Genomic DNA, 15,294 nt, shown 5'->3' with positions numbered 1-15,294 from the left:
TTGGGTGGCCGTCCCTCTTTGCCCGGCCCTACGGTGGTGCCGTGAATCACCCCGTTCGCCCCGTCGCCGAATCCGAGTTCCCCGCCGTCTGTGACCTGCTCGACGAGGCGTTCGTCTCCTCCTGGGCCCCCGGTCAGATCGAGCGGTTCAAAGGCGTCACCGAGTTCGACCGCTCCCTCGGCGCCTTCGACGGCGACCGCATGGTCGGCTTCACCCAGGTGATGAGCTTCGACATGACCGTGCCGGGCGGCGTGCTCCCGGTGGCGGGGGTGAGCTCGGTCGGGGTGCTGGCCTCCCACCGGCGGCGGGGCATCCTGAGCTCGCTGATGCGGCGGCAGCTGGCCGACGTCCACGCCAAGGGCGAGGTGTTCGCCGCGCTCTACGCCTCCGAGGCCGCCATCTACGGCCGCTACGGATACGGCCGCGCGGTCGACAACGTCTTCTACACGATCCCCAAGCACTCCAGCGCCTTCCGCGCCGACGCGCCCGTCGATCCGGCGCTGCGCCTGCGGGTCGAACCGCCGGAGCGGGCGCGGGAGGACTTCGTGCGGGTCTTCGACCGGGTCCGGCCCACCCGGCCCGGCCTCTACTCGCGCACCGCCGCCCGCTGGGACGCGACCCTGGCCGACGACGACAACGCCCGCGGCTCGGCGGGGCGGCTGCGCTGCGTGCTGGCCGAGGACGACGACGGCGTGCGCGGCTACGCCCTGTTCCGGGTGAAGCGCGCCGTCACCGACCACGACGTGCCCGACGGCGAGGTGCTGCTCCAGGAGCTGTTCGCCGTCGACCCGGCCGCCTACGCGGCCCTGTGGCGCAGCCTGCTCGACCGCGACCTGTGCTCGCGGGTGTTCGCGGCCAACCGGCCCGTGGACGACCCGGTCATGCACCTGCTGGCCGAACCCCGGCAGCTGAACGCCGGCACCCTCGACGAACTGTGGATCCGCCTGGTCGACGTGCCGGGCGCGCTCACCCAGCGCGCCTACAGCGCGGCCGTGGAACTGGTGATCGAGGTCGACGACGACGTCTGCCCGTGGAACGCCGGCCGCTGGCGGCTCTCGACGGCCAAGCAGACGTGCGAGCGCACCGAGGACGCGCCCGACCTGAGCCTGCCGGTCCGGATCCTGGGCGCCGGCTATCTCGGGGGGCGGTCGCTGGAGTCGTACAGGATGGCCGGGCAGATCTCCGAGCACCGCGAAGGCGCGGTGCGGGAGCTGTCGGCGGCCCTGTCGTGGAGCCCCCTGCCCTGGGGCGGGCTGGTCTTCTAGGCTGGCGGGCATGGCCCTGACGAGTCTGACCATCACGGCGATCACCGCCATGCGCGCCCGCGACGTGTCGCGTCCGTCGAAGGAACAGCAGGAGGCCGCCGACCGGCGGCCCCTGCGCGACGAGGTCCCCCGCAAGGAGACCCGCAAGAAGCCTTAGGGCAACGCGGGCAGCTCGCCGGTCTGCTCGTAGTCGCTCAGCATGTCGATGCGCCGGGTGTGGCGCTCGGCCCCCGAATACGGCGTGGCGAGGAACAACTCGACGAAACGGGTGGCCTCGGCCTCGGTGTGCATCCGGGCGCCGATGCTGATCACGTTGGCGTCGTTGTGCTGCCGCCCGAGCGTGGCGGTGTCGTCGCTCCACGCCAGTGCGGCCCGCACGCCCTTCACCTTGTTGGCGGCGATGGCCTCGCCGTTGCCGGAACCGCCGATCACCACGCCGAACGAGCCCGGTTCGGCCACCACGCCGGCGGCGGCGCGGAGCACGAAGGGCGGATAGTCGTCTTCGGCGTCGAAGACGAAGGGACCGCAGTCGACCACGTCGTGGCCGTTGTCTTTGAGCCAGCCGACCAGGTGGTTCTTCAGGTCGTAGCCGGCGTGGTCGGAACCGATGTAGACGCGCATACGGAGAGCTTCTCAGGTCGACTAAAGTAACGGCCAGCTACCCCCGTCAACCCTTACCGCGGAGATCAGAATGCGCGAGATCCGGTATGTCGGAGATCCGGTGCTGCGCACCCCTGCCGAGCCGGTCACGGCGTTCGACAAAGACCTGCGCCGCCTGATCGACGAGATGTTCGCGACGATGTACCTGGCCGACGGCGTCGGCCTCGCGGGCCCCCAGGTCGGCGTGCCGAAACGCCTTTTCGTGTACGACATCAGCAACCGCAAGGGCGCTGTGGTCAACCCCGAGCTCACCATCGACGACGACGCCGAACTCGTCGAGGAGGAGGGTTGTCTGTCGGTCCCCAACAAGGAGACGGGCAAGCCCCTCTACTCCCCCACCCCGCGCGCGGCCGGGGTGACCGTCACGGGCTTCGACCGCCTCGGCCGCCCGCTGGAGATCAAGGCGCGCGGCATGCTGGCCCGCTGCTTCCAGCACGAGTTCGACCACCTCAACGGCGGCCTCTACCTCGACCGCCTGGCGAAGGACGCCGCCCGCCGCATCATGCTCCAGGCGCCCTAGGGCACCTCCCACCGGCTGTCGCCGGGCCGTTCGAGCCGGTAGGTCGCGTCCAGGACCGGCTGTTGCGGCCGCAGCCAGCCGAGGTCGCCGCCGAGGGTGTGCACGATGACGAGGTCCCACGGCTCGCCCCTCGGGTCGGGCGCGCGTTTGAGGCGCTCCTCCCCCACGACGAGCTCCTCGACCAGCGGATCGGTGAACTCGGCCCGCGCGCCGAGCCGCCGCAGCGCGGCGATGATCGGCATGGCCGGCGTCTCCCGGGCGTCGGCCACCCCCGGCTTGTACGACACCCCCGCGACCAGCACCTTCGCGTCGCGGATGTCCCGCCCGGCGGCGGCGAGCATCTCCAGCGCCCGCCCGACCACCGCCTGCGGCCGGGCCGCGATGGCCCCCATCGCGGCGGTCAGCACGGTCGGCGCGGCCCGCCGCAGCCGCCAGAGCAGGTAGTAGGGGTCGGACGGCACGCACTGCCCGCCCACGCCCGGCCCGGGGTCGAACCGCATGAACCCGAACGGCTTGGTGGCCGCCGCCTCGATCACCTCGACGGGGTCGACGCCGACCTCCCGGGCGATGTCGGCGAACTCGTTGGCCAGCGCGATGTTGACCGCCCGGAACGAGTTCTCCAGCAGCTTGCACAACTCGGCCGCCTCCGGCGAGCTGACCCGGTGCACCGAGGGCGCCACCCGTTTCAGCAGTTCCTCGGCCCGGTCGCCGGCCTTGGCGGAGGCCGGCCCGAGCACCCTCGGCGAGTGCTCCAGCGGCCGCCCGCCCGGCCCCGGGTCGACCCGCTCGGGGCTGAACACGACGTCGACCCCGCTGAGGTGGTCGATCAGCAGGTCGCGGGTCGAGCCCACGTAGGTCGTCGAGGTGAGGATCACCAGCTGGCCCGGGACGGCGTGCGCGACGACCGTGCCGCAGGCGGCCCGCAACGCGCTCAGGTCGGGCACGTGATGCTCGTCGACCGGCGTCGGGACGCAGATCACCACGGCGTCGGCGGCGGCGACCGCCGTCGGGTCGGCGGTGGTCTCCAGGCGGTGGAACCGCAACCGCGCGTGGTCGAGCGGCGACAGGTCGACCTGGCCCCTGGCGATGGCGGCCAGCCGGGCGGCGCTGACGTCGTAGCCGGTCACCCGGCAGCCCGCCTCCAGGAAGGCGAGCGCGGTGGGCAGCCCGACGTAGCCCAGGCCCACGATCAACACGTGCATGACTTTGTGTATCCGCGCCCGGGTCAAGCCGGAAAGCTCACATCTGCAAAGACTTGATCTCGAGGAACTCGTCGAACCCGGCCTCGCCCAGCTCGCGACCGACACCCGACTGCCCGTAGCCGCCGAACGGCGCGAGCGGGTTGAACCGGCCGCCGTTGATCGCGACCTGGCCGGTGCGCAGGCGGCGGGCCACCGCGACGGCCTGCTCCTCGTCGGCGGCCCAGACGGCCCCGGCGAGGCCGTAGGGGGTGCCGTTGGCGATCGAGACGGCCTCGTCGACGCTGCCGAAGGGCACGATCGACAACACCGGGCCGAAGATCTCCTCCTGCTCGATCGTCATGCCGGGCGCGACCCCGGCGAAGACGGCCGGCTCGACGTAGTAGCCGCGCTCGTGCACCGGCTCGGTGCCGCCGGCCACCAGCCGGGCGCCTTCCTCCTGGCCGACGTTGAGGTAGCGGATCACCCGGTCGCGCTGGACCCGGGAGACGAGCGGGCCGATGCGGGTGTCGTCGGCGAAGGGGTCGCCCACGACGTACTTGCGGGAGAACGCGACGGCCATCTGGACGGCCTCGTCGTACTGGTCCCACTGGACGAGCATGCGCGACCAGGCCGAACAGGTCTGCCCGGCGTTGCTGTACGCGTGCCCGACGCCCGCCTTGACCGCGGTCTCCAGGTCGGCGCCCGGCAGGATCACGTTGGCCGACTTGCCGCCGAGCTCCAGCGCCACCCGCTTCACGGTGTCGCCCGCCAGCGTGGCCACCCGGCGGCCGGCCGCCGTGGAGCCGGTGAAGGAGACCATGTCGACGTCGACGTGGGCGGCCAGCGTCTCGCCGACGGTGCGGCCGTGGCCGCTCACCAGGTTGAAGACGCCCGGCGGCAGCCCGGCCTCCGCCAGGACCTCGGCCAGCGCGTAGGCCGCCAGGGGGGCCACCTCGCTGGGCTTCAGCACCACCGTGCACCCGGCCGCCAGCGCCGCGCCCACCTTGCAGACGGCCTGGTGGAGGGGGTAGTTCCAGGGCGTGATCGCGGCGACCACGCCCACCGGCTCGCGGAGGATCAGCGAGTTGCCCACCCGGGTGGTCTCGGCCTGCCGCCCGGCCATGGCGGCGAAGGTCTTGAGCACCCCGGCGGGCATCAGGGTCTGCGTCCGCAGCGCGAACCCGAGCGGCGCGCCCATGTCGGTCGCGATGGTCTCGGCGATCGGGCGGGCGCGCGCCTCGATCAGCTCGGCGGCGCGGGTCAGTAACGCGCCGCGTTCCTCGGGCGGGGTGGCCGACCAGCGGGGGAAGGCGCGCCGGGCGGCGGTGACCGCCTCGGCCACGTCGTCGGCCGCCCCCGCCGGCACCCGGTCGACGACCTCTTCGGTCGCCGGGTTGACCACGTCGACGCCTTCGCCGGACGCGGAGGGAACCCAGGCACCGTTCACGAAGAGCTGACGCATGCGCCCCATCCTGGCGTGATCGGTGTCATAGTTCCACTCAATCGAAGATGGGGTCCCTGGTCCGGGTCCGCTTCAGTTCGAAGAAGCCGTCGGTCGACAGGACCAGCACCACGCCGTCCCAGAGCAGCCCCGCCGCCTCGCCCTTCGGGGCGGGGGTGACGACGGGCCCGAAGATGGCGTTGCCGTCGATGGCGATCACGGGTGTGCCCACGTCCGTGCCGACCTGGTCCATCCCGGCGTCGTGGGAGCGGCGGATCTCCTCGTCGTACTCGGTGGAGTCCATCTCGCCGACCAGTGCGGGGTCGAGGCCGGCGGCCTCCAGCGCCTCGGCGACGACGTCGGCCAGGCCGTCGAGGGTCTTGATGCGCCCGCCGTCGTGGAAGCGGGTGCCGAGCTGGGTGTAGAGCTCGCCGAGCACCTCCTCGCCGTGCTTCCGCCGCGCGGCGGCCACGACCCGGACCGGGCCGAGGGCCTTGCTTATACGTGCCCGATAATCCGAGGAGATGTCCCTGCCTTCGTTCAGGAAGGTGAGGCTCATCAGATGCCAGCGGACCTCGATAGGCCGCACTTTCTCCACTTCGAGCATCCAGCGCGAGGTCAGCCAGGCCCACGGACAGAATGGGTCGAACCAGAAATCGGCGATCTTGCGTTCGGACATTTGTTCACTCTCCCGACAGGAATGTGGTTCCATCGATCGACAACCGGAGTCAGGGATCTACCTATTCCAGGTAGGGAAACATTTGATTGCGGCTTTGTCCGGTCGTCGTGGAAGGATGCGGTCATCCCGGTCGCGACGGCGCGGCGGGCCGTGTGTGAGGAGCGGATGTGGCAGGCAATCTGACCCGTGACGAGGCCCGGGAGCGCGCCCGGCTGCTGACCGTTCAGTCCTATTCGGTCGAGCTCGACCTGACCGAGGGCGACGAGCGGTTCGAGAGCGTCACGACGGTCCACTTCACGTGTGCGCAGCCCGGCGCCGACACCTTCATCGACCTCCACAACGCCCACGTGCGGTCGGTCGTGCTGAACGGCGTCCGGCTCGACGCCGACGCCTACGACGAGGAGGCCGGCCGCTTCCCGCTCAGCGGCCTGGCCGAGCGCAACGAGCTCCGCATCGACGCCGACTGCACCTACATGCGCACCGGCGAGGGCCTCCACCGGTTCGTCGACCCGGTCGACAAGCGCGTCTACCTGCACAGCCAGTTCGAGACCGCCGACGCCCACCGCATGTACGCCTGCTTCGACCAGCCCGACCTCAAGGCCACCTTCGAGCTGACGGTCCTGGCCCCGGCCGACTGGGCGGTCATCTCCAACTCCGCCCCCGACGAGTCGCTGGAGCTGGAGCAGCACGAAGGCCGCCATGGCACGCTCCAGGCGGCCAAGCGCTGGCACTTCCCGGCGACGCCGGTGATGTCGACGTACATCACCGCCCTCGTGGCCGGCCCCTACGCCTCCGTCCACGACGAGCACGACGGCATCCCGCTGGGCATCTACGTCCGCCAGTCCCTCGCCGAGCACCTCGACGGCGACAACATCTTCGAGGTCACCAAGCAGGGCTTCGACTTCTTCCACCGCGTCTTCGGGCTCCGCTACCCGTTCGGCAAGTACGACCAGCTGTTCGTCCCCGAGTTCAACGCGGGCGCGATGGAGAACGCGGGTTGCGTGACCTTCCTGGAGGACTACGTCTTCCGCTCCCGGGTCACCGACGCCCTGATCGAGCGCCGCGCCGAGACGATCCTCCACGAGATGGCCCACATGTGGTTCGGCGACCTCGTGACCATGCGCTGGTGGGACGACCTGTGGCTGAACGAGTCGTTCGCCACCTACATGTCGGTGCTCTGCCAGGCCGAGGCCACCCGCTGGGGCCAGGGCGCCTGGACCACCTTCGCCAACGTCGAGAAGGCCTGGGCCTACCGCCAGGACCAGCTGCCCTCGACCCACCCGATCGCCGCCGACATCCCCGACATGCACGCCGTCGAGGTCAACTTCGACGGCATCACCTACGCCAAGGGCGCCAGCGTCCTGAAGCAGCTGGTGGCCTACGTCGGGCTCGACAACTTCCTCGCGGGCGTCCGCGAATACTTCAACGAGCACGCCTGGGGCAACACCGAGCTGAAGGACCTCCTCGGCGCCCTCGAGCGCCAGTCCGGCCGCGACCTGTCGTCGTGGAGCAAGGAGTGGCTGGAGACCTCCTGGGTCAACACCCTGCGTCCCTCCTTCGACGTCGACGCCGAGGGCCGGTTCACCCGGTTCGAGGTGCTCCAGGAGGCCCCGGCCGACTACCCGACGCTGCGCTCCCACCGGGTCGCGATCGGCCTCTACTCCGACGTCCTGGGCGTGCTGACCCGGGTCAAGCGGGTCGAGCTCGACGTCGTCGGCGCCCGCACCGCCGTGGCCGAGCTGGTCGGCGAGCTCCAGCCCGACCTGGTCCTGGTCAACGACGACGACCTGACCTACGCCAAGGTCCGCCTCGACGAGCGCTCGCTGGCGACCGTCGTCAACGGCGGCATCGTCAAGTTCGCCGACTCGCTGCCGCGCGCCCTGTGCTGGTCGGCCGCCTGGGACATGACCCGCGACGGCGAGATGGCCACCCGCGACTACGTCACCCTGGTCGAGTCGGGCATCCACTCGGTCCGCGACCTGACCGTCCTGCAGACGGTGCTGCGCCAGGCCCGCATGGCCGTCCAGCAGTACGCCGCCCCCGAATGGCGCGACACCGGCCTGGCCACGCTGGCCGCCACGCTGCGCCGCCTGTTCGAGGGCGCCGAGGCCGGCTCCGACCACCAGCTGGCCTACCTCAACGCGTTCGCCGAGGTCGCCACCTCCAAGGCCGACCTCGACCTGCTCCACGCCATCCTGCTGGGCCTCAACGTCCCGGCCGGGCTGACCGTCGACGCCGACCTGCGCTGGACCCTCACCCGGGCCCTGGTCGTCGGGGGCGTGCTCGGCGCCGCCGACATCGACGCCGAGCTGGTGCGCGACGCCACCGCGACGGGCGAGCGCTCGGCCGCGATGGCCCGCGCCTCGATCCCGACCGAGGAGGCCAAGGCGAGCGCCTGGGCCCGCATCGTCAGCGGGGAGCTGAGCGGGGCGGTGCTGCGCTCGACCATCCTCGGGTTCGGCGAGCCGCGCCGCGTCGACCTGCTGGAGCCCTACGGCCCGGCCTACTTCGCCGAGGTCGCCGGCATCTGGAAGAACTGGACCAGCGACTCGGCGCAGAACTTCGCGGTCGGTTGTTACCCGACCCACCTGATCCGCCCCGAGACGGCCGAGGCCACCCACGAGCTCATCACCTCCGCCCAGCCGCCCCACGGCCTGAAGCGGCTGCTGCTCGAAGGCGCCGACGGCGTCGACCGCGCCCTGCGAGCTCGGGCGAAGGACGCCGCATCGGCCTGAAAGGTCACGTAGGTTCAGGGGAGGCCGGGCCCGCGCCCGGCCTTCCCCGTACCCCGTGAGAAAGTGAATGGATGGAGTCGGCCCACGACCTGCTCATCGCGCTGGCCCGCCGCTATTCCTTCGGCGACGTCGGCGCCCTGTCCGGCGCCGTGCTGTCCGACGAGTCGCGGGCGGCGCTGGTCGCCGCCGTCTGCGAGTTCGGCCAGCGCCTGCTGACCCTCGACGCCGAAGACTTCGCCAGCGAGCTCGACGCGCCGGTGATCCCGGCCGACCTGCGCCGCCGGGCCCGTGCCTGCCACATGCCGCAGACCCCCAAGGAACGCCCGCGCGGCGCCCTCGACTCGCTGCGCCCGGCCTACTCCCTGCTCCTTGAGGTGATCAAGGTCCGCTGGGACCAGCGCGAGCTCAGCGCGATGATGGCGGCGGTGCACATCACCTCCGAATACCTGCCCCTGCTGGCCTTCGAGGAGGCGCTGGGCCACTCGGGCGACCCCGCCCGCTGGCCCGAGGGCCTCCAGGCGCCGGGCAGCCGCTTCGGCGTCATCGGCGAGAAGGAGTGCGACCACACCCGCTCCGAACAATCGGCCACCCAGCGCTCCTTGCGCGTGGCCTCCGAGCCGGCCGAGGGCTGGCGGGCCTACTTCGACCGCCAGCACAGCCAGGTCGCCGGAGCGATGGCGGTCTGCGTCGCCAAGTGCCGCACTCCCTGTACGGCCATGGACTGGGTGCCCGACAAGGAGACCCTGTCCACCCGCTGCCGCACGGCCCTGGCCTTCGCCGACACCCCGCTGGTCCGGCTCCGCCACGCCGCCCCGGTCGGCCACGGCTTCGGGGTGCCCTCGCCCGAAGAGGTGCTGGAGGCCTGGCGGCGCAGCCGGGCCGTGCTCGACAAGAACGGCGTCGGCCACCAGGTCACCAGGAACGACGGTTTCCCCCTCGAAGGGCTGCCGAGCCTGGTGTCGGCCATCGCGGGCGCCGACGTGCGGCCGGCCGGGCTGCTGGCCGACGTGTCCGAGCACGTCGTGTCGTTGCTGACCTGACCCCGGCCGCTACCACCCCGGTGGGCGGCGCTCTCCCCAGAAGCCGCCCACCGCCTGTTCGACCTGCGCCGACAGCATGATGAGGGTGCCCTCCTCGGCCCACCGGCCGGCCAGCATGACCCCGACGGGCAGCCCTTCGGGCGTCCAGTGGATCGGCAGGTTGACCGCGGGCTGGCCGCTGAGGTTGTAGGCGGCGGCGAACGGCGCGAAGCGCTTCATGCGCTCGAAGGTCTCGGCGGGGTCGTCGACGTCCTCGAACCAGCCGATCTCCGGGGTGAGGCCGGTGACGGTGGGGGTGAGGACGGCGTCGAACTCGTTCGTGACCAGCAGCGCGAACCGGGTCGTCAGCTGCAGCGCCGACCACGCCTTGAGGAAGTCGGGCGCGGGAGTGGCGAACCCGCGTTCCCGCAACCACGCCGTGACGGGCCGCAGCAGGTGCTCCTTCCCGGGCGCGACGGGGTGCATGCAGGCGAAGGAGAACCACATGCGCTCGAACAGCGGCACCACGTCGGCGCCGTAGGGGTTGTCGATGTCGACGACCTCGTGACCGAGCCGTTCCAGCAGTGTGGACGTCTTCTCGTAGGCCGCCAGCACCTCCGGATGGAGTTCGGCGCCGTCGACCACCGGGTCGCGGTGGCGGGCGATCCTGAGAGGTCCCGGGTCTCGGCCGACGTACCGCGCGAAGGGCTCCGTGTCCGGCGTCCAGTAGAGGTCGCCGGGCTGGTGGTGGGCCAGCACGTCGAGCAGCGCGGCCGCGTCGGCGACGGTGCGGGCCAGCGGCCCGTTGGCCGACAGCCCGGCCAGGTCGGGGATCATCGGGGCGAAGGAGACGCGTCCACGGCTGGGCTTGATGCCGAACAACCCGCACGCCGCGGCCGGGATGCGGATCGACCCCGCTCCGTCACTGCCGTGGGCGATCGGCGCGAGCCCGGCGGCCACAGCGGCCGCGGCGCCCCCGCTCGACCCGCCGGCCGACCGCGTCACGTCCCAGGGGGTGCGGGCCGGTGGCGCGACGGTAGGTTCCGTGTAACAGGGCAAACCAAACTCTGGCGAATTGGTCTTACCGGTCATAACGGTCCCGGCCTCGCGCAGGCGGGTCACGATGGAGTCGTCCACCGGCGCCGTGAAGCCCTCGTACGTGGCCGAACCGAACCTGACGGGCACGCCCTTCACGAAGTTCAGGTCCTTCACCGGCACCGGCACGCCGAACAGCGGCCGGTCGCCCGGATCTTCGTTCTCAAGGCGTCGCGCCTGCTCAAGGGCCAGTTCGGGGGTCGGGGTCACATAGGCGCCGACCTCGTCGGCCCGGGCGAGGTAGTGTTCCGCGATCTCGACGGGCGACAGGTCGCGGGAGCGAACCGCGGACGCGAGCTCGAGAGCGGTGAGATCATGAATGCCGGCCACGGCCGGAAGATATCTAGAGATGATGCCCTATACCAGCATGCGCGAATCAGCAAATGTTGGCCACAAAAGTATGAACCAGGCTCCACTAGGCAACAGCTTGGCGCCTCAACTACCGTCTGTTATGTGGATAGCCGTCTAGCGCCCGAAGAGGGTCACGATGCGTCACCTATTTGGGTGAGCGATCGTGAGGAGCGCCCCCCGACGCGACCCGACACGCCCGCGTCGACCTACGCGCCAGTAGAGCGCGCGTCTCTGCGGAGCACCTTGCAGCAACCCAGATATCAGGATCTGGTACGCCGAGCGGCAATCTCCGTCGCGGTGGGGATCGTGACGGGTCTGCTGTTCGGGAGCGTCCGTACCGGTCTCGTGTTCCTGGTGCTGACCGCGATCGGGCTGACCGTCTACCGGGCACGGACGTCGTCGTCCGTGCCGGCCTGGCGGCGGCCGTCGGTCGCGGAGCGACGGACCGAGGCCCAGTTGAAGAAGCTCGAACGCGGTGGTTACCGCACGCTCCACGCCCGGTCGATCCCCGGCAGCGACGCCCAGATCGACCATCTGGTGGTGGGCCCGACAGGGGTCTACGCGGTCGACTCCGAGAAGTGGGACCGGCGTCTTCCCGTGCGCGTGCAGTCACACCGCAAGCTCTTCCACGGACCGTTCAACCAGAAGCCGCGCCTCGACGAGGCGCGCTGGGAGGCCACTCAGGCCGGCGACCTGATCAGCAAGGCGCTCGGCCGCGAGATCACCGTCGTCCCGTCGCTGGCCATCTACGGTCCGGCGATCCCCTGGCGGATCCTCAACGTCCGCGACGTCGACGTGTTCTCCGGCAGCATGGTCCGCAAGTGGATCACCAAGCGGGAGAAGTCGCTCACGACCTCGGAGGTCGATTCGATCTTCAAGGCCGCCGAGAACGTCCTGCCGTCCCGCTACAGCGAGGTCTGACAGAGGAACGTTCTCATCCATCGTCCGATCAGGCCCGTGCCCCCGGTGGCACGGGCCGTTTCACGTTCTGGGACCCGTGTCTCAGCGCTCGGGCGGCGGACTTACCATGTATGGACGTCGAACGTCTTCTGATCGGAGTCTGGCCATGCCCGCCCTCAGGTCTCGAACGGTCACCCACGGCAGGAACATGGCCGGTGCCCGAGCCCTTCTCCGGGCGACCGGGGTAGCCGGCAGCGACTTCGGCAAGCCGATCGTCGCGGTGGCCAACAGCTTCACCCAGTTCGTGCCGGGCCACGTCCACCTCCGCGAGGTCGGCGACGTCGTGGCGGGCGCGATCCGCGAGGCGGGCGCGATCCCGCGCGAGTTCAACACCATCGCCGTCGACGACGGCATCGCGATGGGCCACGGCGGCATGCTCTACTCGCTGCCCTCGCGCGAGCTGATCGCCGACGCGGTCGAATACATGGTGAACGCCCACTGCGCCGACGCGCTGATCTGCGTCTCCAACTGCGACAAGATCACCCCGGGCATGCTGCTGGCGGCCATGCGGCTGAACATCCCGACCGTCTTCGTCTCGGGCGGCCCGATGGAGGCCGGCAAGACCCAGATCGCCGGCAAGGGCCGCAAGCTCGACCTGATCGACCCGATGATCGCGGCGGCCGACGACAGCGTCTCCGACGAGGAGCTGCTGGCGATGGAGGAGGACGCCTGCCCGACCTGCGGCTCCTGCAGCGGCATGTTCACCGCCAACTCGATGAACTGCCTCGTCGAGGCGATCGGCCTGGGCCTGCCCGGCAACGGCACGATCCTGGCCACCCACAAGGCCCGCGAGCAGCTCTACAAGGACGCCGGGAAGACGGTCGTCGAGATCGCCCGCCGTTACTACGAGGACGACGACCACTCGGTGCTGCCGCTCTCGATCGCCACCAAGGACGCGTTCGAGAACGCCATGGCCCTCGACGTCGCCATGGGCGGCTCGACCAACACGATCCTCCACATCCTGGCGGCCGCCCGCGAGGCCGGGGTCGACTTCGGCCTGAAGGAGATCAACGAGATCTCGCTGCGGGTGCCGTGCCTGTGCAAGGTCGCCCCGGCGACGAACAAGTACCACATCGAGGACGTCCACCGGGCCGGCGGCATCCCCGCCATCCTGGCCGAGCTCGACCGCGGCGGCCTGCTCCACCGCGACACCACCACGGTGAACGGCGGCACTCTCGGCGAGCTGCTCGACCGGTGGGACGTGCTGTCCAACCCTCAGGACCTCTGGTACGCCGCGCCCGGCAACGTCCGCACGGTGAAGCCCTACTCGCAGGACAACCGCTGGGAGACCCTCGACGTCGACCGCGCCGAGGGCTGCATCCGCGACGTCGAGCACGCCTACACCAAAGACGGCGGCCTGGCCGTCCTCTACGGCAACATCGCCGTCGACGGCTGCGTCGTGAAGACGGCGGGCGTCGACGAGTCGATCTGGAGGTTCTCCGGCCCGGCCGTGGTGTTCGAGTCGCAGGAGGACGCCGTCGACGGCATCCTCGGCGGCAGGGTCAAGGAGGGCGACGTCGTCGTCATCCGCTACGAGGGCCCCAAGGGCGGCCCCGGCATGCAGGAGATGCTCTACCCCACGTCCTTCCTCAAGGGACGCGGCCTGGGCAAGGCCTGCGCCCTGGTCACCGACGGCCGCTTCTCCGGCGGCACCTCGGGCCTGTCGATCGGCCACGCCTCCCCCGAGGCGGCCGAGGGCGGCGCGATCGCCCTGGTCGAAGACGGCGACCTGATCGAGATCGACATCCCCGGCCGCTCGATCGAGCTCAAGGTGGCCGACGCCGACCTGGCCGCCCGCCGCGAGAAGCTGCTGGCCGAGCTGGGCCGCTACCGCCCGCGCGACCGCGAGCGCCCGGTCACCGCCGCCCTGCAGGCGTACGCCGCGCTGACCACCTCGGCCAGCACGGGAGCCTCACGAGACCTCTCCCAGCTCGCGAACTAGTTCGAGAAAATGTCAGTGGGCTTATCTAAAATCAAGGTATGGCCACTGTCATTCGGCACAACGGGTCCCTGACGACCGCCGAGCTCGCCGCGCTCGCGCTCTCACTCGCCCACCTCGGCGCCGGTCCGCAGTCCGTGACCGCGCGCCGGGGTCTGCGCCACGCGCTCGACCACATCGAGCTCCGCGAGCTCGACGACGATGTGATCGCGACGACCCTGTCCACCCTGACGACCCCCCTGTCCCCCGACGTCGCCCGCCGCGCCCGCGCGGTCGCCCAGGCCATCACCTCCCGGCTCGTCGTCCGCATCCACTACCTCGACGCCGCCGGCCACCTCAGCGTCCGCGACGTCGAGCCGGTGACCTGCCTCGTCCACCGCGAACACTGGTATCTGGCGGGCTGGTGCCGGATGCGCCGCGGCATCCGCGCGTTCCGCTTCGACCGGATCATCTCGGTCGAGTCCACCGACATCCCGGCGCGCCCCCACTTACCGGAACGATTCCTGCCGTTCCAGCGCCGGAGTAAGACTGCGGCATAACCCGCGTGTCGTGAAACCGCCGGTCAGGGCCCTCGGCCGACTCTGTGATCATGAACCTGAGGTCCCTGCCGGCGGCCTGCGCCATGACGTCTGACGGAGAGTTCTGTCCGGCCGACCGGCTGACGCTGACCCGTGAGGCGGCTGCCTACCTGCGCACCCGCCCGGGGCGCGGGGCGGTGGCCGTCCACGACCGCCTGACCGGAACCAGGTTCACCGTCGAACCGTCCCCGGGCACGTTCCCGCTGGCCAGCGTCGCCAAGGTGGGCATCCTGCTGGGCACTTTGCTGAACGCCCAGTCGGGCCGGCGCGACCCGACCCCGGCCGAACGGGTACGCGCCGAGGCGATGATGCGCCGCAGCGACAACACGGCGGCCCAGGAACTGGCGGTGGAGCTGGGCGGCAGCACGGGCCTCACCCGCCTGCTCCGGGACCTGGGCGTCGACCAGACCTGGCCGGCCCCGGCGTGGGGCACCACCCGCAGCTGCCCGGCTGACCAGCTCAAACTCCTCGATCTGCTGACCTCCCCGACGGGGCCGCTGACGGTCGCCAACCGGTCCTACGCCCACGCCCTGATGACCTCGGTCGAGCCGTCCCAGGCGTGGGGGGTGAGCGCGGCGGCCCGAGCCGGGGAACAGGTCGCGATCAAGAACGGCTGGATGCCGGTGACGGCCGACGACGGCCGCTGGGTGGTCAACAGCGTCGGCCGCCTGACGTCGGCGACCTCCGACCTGCTCATCGCGGTCCTGACCGAGGGCAACCCCGACAAGGAGACCGGCATCAGAACGACGGAGGAACTGGCCGACCTGGTGATCTCAGCCATCCGCCGCTGAGCGATGATCGGCCTGGCAGCGCTGCCACCGGGCGCTGCCGCCCCTCACGGTGCCGCGCCGGGCCGTGCCATGAGACGGGT

General features: G+C 71.0%; 14 protein-coding genes. 9 read left to right on the top strand and 5 right to left on the bottom strand.

The annotated features are described in order from the left end of the window. Positions 1–41: 41 nt before the first annotated feature. Complete coding sequence (locus AW271_RS35695; RefSeq protein ID WP_062342347.1) at positions 42–1,265, top strand: GNAT family N-acetyltransferase; 1,224 nt, start codon at positions 42–44, stop codon at positions 1,263–1,265. Positions 1,266–1,275: 10 nt separating this feature from the next. After that, entirely contained in the window at positions 1,276–1,422 is a 147-nt protein-coding gene (locus AW271_RS40395; RefSeq protein ID WP_157554978.1) for a hypothetical protein, read from the top strand. Here the strand turns inward: AW271_RS40395 and AW271_RS35690 are convergent. After that, positions 1,419–1,886, bottom strand: coding sequence for a ribose-5-phosphate isomerase (locus AW271_RS35690; protein ID WP_062342345.1), 468 nt, complete (start codon positions 1,884–1,886; stop codon positions 1,419–1,421). The genes AW271_RS40395 and AW271_RS35690 overlap by 4 nt on opposite strands. A 70-nt stretch (positions 1,887–1,956) precedes the next feature. On the opposite strand from AW271_RS35690, the gene def reads away from it, so the two are divergent. Further along, the gene (gene def, locus AW271_RS35685; RefSeq protein ID WP_062342343.1) at positions 1,957–2,445 is read left to right on the top strand and encodes a peptide deformylase; all 489 of its coding nucleotides are present in this window, start codon (positions 1,957–1,959) and stop codon (positions 2,443–2,445) included. Here the strand turns inward: def and AW271_RS35680 are convergent. The 3 genes from AW271_RS35680 to AW271_RS35670 are packed head-to-tail and all read right to left on the bottom strand — an operon-like array spanning position 2,442 to position 5,746. Then, a complete protein-coding gene (locus AW271_RS35680; RefSeq protein WP_218008259.1) occupies positions 2,442–3,641 on the bottom strand; it encodes a nucleotide sugar dehydrogenase in 1,200 nt (399 codons plus the stop codon). The genes def and AW271_RS35680 overlap by 4 nt on opposite strands. Positions 3,642–3,684: 43 nt before the next feature. Continuing rightward, positions 3,685–5,088 carry an aldehyde dehydrogenase family protein gene (locus AW271_RS35675; protein WP_157554976.1) on the bottom strand — a complete coding sequence of 468 codons (1,404 nt, stop codon included), beginning with the start codon at positions 5,086–5,088 and terminating at the stop codon, positions 3,685–3,687. 37 nt (positions 5,089–5,125) lie between these two features. Then, complete coding sequence (locus AW271_RS35670; RefSeq protein WP_062342337.1) at positions 5,126–5,746, bottom strand: mycothiol-dependent nitroreductase Rv2466c family protein; 621 nt, start codon at positions 5,744–5,746, stop codon at positions 5,126–5,128. A gap of 167 nt (positions 5,747–5,913) precedes the next feature. Between AW271_RS35670 and pepN the strand changes: the two genes are divergently transcribed. Both pepN and AW271_RS35660 read left to right on the top strand, forming a co-directional pair. Then, on the top strand, positions 5,914–8,481 hold the full coding sequence (gene pepN / locus AW271_RS35665; RefSeq protein ID WP_062342335.1) for an aminopeptidase N: 2,568 nt from the start codon (positions 5,914–5,916) through the stop codon (positions 8,479–8,481). A gap of 71 nt (positions 8,482–8,552) precedes the next feature. Continuing rightward, positions 8,553–9,521, top strand: coding sequence for a hypothetical protein (locus tag AW271_RS35660; RefSeq protein WP_062342333.1), 969 nt, complete (start codon positions 8,553–8,555; stop codon positions 9,519–9,521). Between the two features lie 9 nt (positions 9,522–9,530). On the opposite strand, the gene AW271_RS35655 is transcribed toward AW271_RS35660, so the two are convergent. Then, entirely contained in the window at positions 9,531–10,925 is a 1,395-nt protein-coding gene (locus AW271_RS35655; protein WP_062342331.1) for an amidase, read from the bottom strand. Between the two features lie 327 nt (positions 10,926–11,252). On the opposite strand from AW271_RS35655, the gene AW271_RS42675 reads away from it, so the two are divergent. The 4 genes from AW271_RS42675 to AW271_RS35635 all read left to right on the top strand — a co-directional run bounded on the left by AW271_RS42675 (position 11,253) and on the right by AW271_RS35635 (position 15,214). After that, on the top strand, positions 11,253–11,867 hold the full coding sequence (locus tag AW271_RS42675) for a nuclease-related domain-containing protein (protein WP_245653362.1): 615 nt from the start codon (positions 11,253–11,255) through the stop codon (positions 11,865–11,867). A 145-nt stretch (positions 11,868–12,012) separates the two neighbouring features. Next, on the top strand, positions 12,013–13,848 hold the full coding sequence (gene ilvD / locus AW271_RS35645) for a dihydroxy-acid dehydratase (protein ID WP_062342328.1): 1,836 nt from the start codon (positions 12,013–12,015) through the stop codon (positions 13,846–13,848). Positions 13,849–13,886: 38 nt separating this feature from the next. Further along, the gene (locus AW271_RS35640; RefSeq protein ID WP_062342326.1) at positions 13,887–14,384 is read left to right on the top strand and encodes a helix-turn-helix transcriptional regulator; all 498 of its coding nucleotides are present in this window, start codon (positions 13,887–13,889) and stop codon (positions 14,382–14,384) included. 50 nt (positions 14,385–14,434) lie between these two features. Further along, complete coding sequence (locus AW271_RS35635; protein ID WP_157554974.1) at positions 14,435–15,214, top strand: serine hydrolase; 780 nt, start codon at positions 14,435–14,437, stop codon at positions 15,212–15,214. The last annotated feature ends 80 nt before the right edge of the window (positions 15,215–15,294 follow it).

This window comes from Herbidospora sakaeratensis (assembly GCF_001570525.1).
In the GTDB taxonomy this organism is placed as follows: Bacteria; Actinomycetota; Actinomycetes; order Streptosporangiales; family Streptosporangiaceae; genus Herbidospora; species Herbidospora sakaeratensis.
This window is presented reverse-complemented; position numbering and strand designations above follow the sequence as displayed.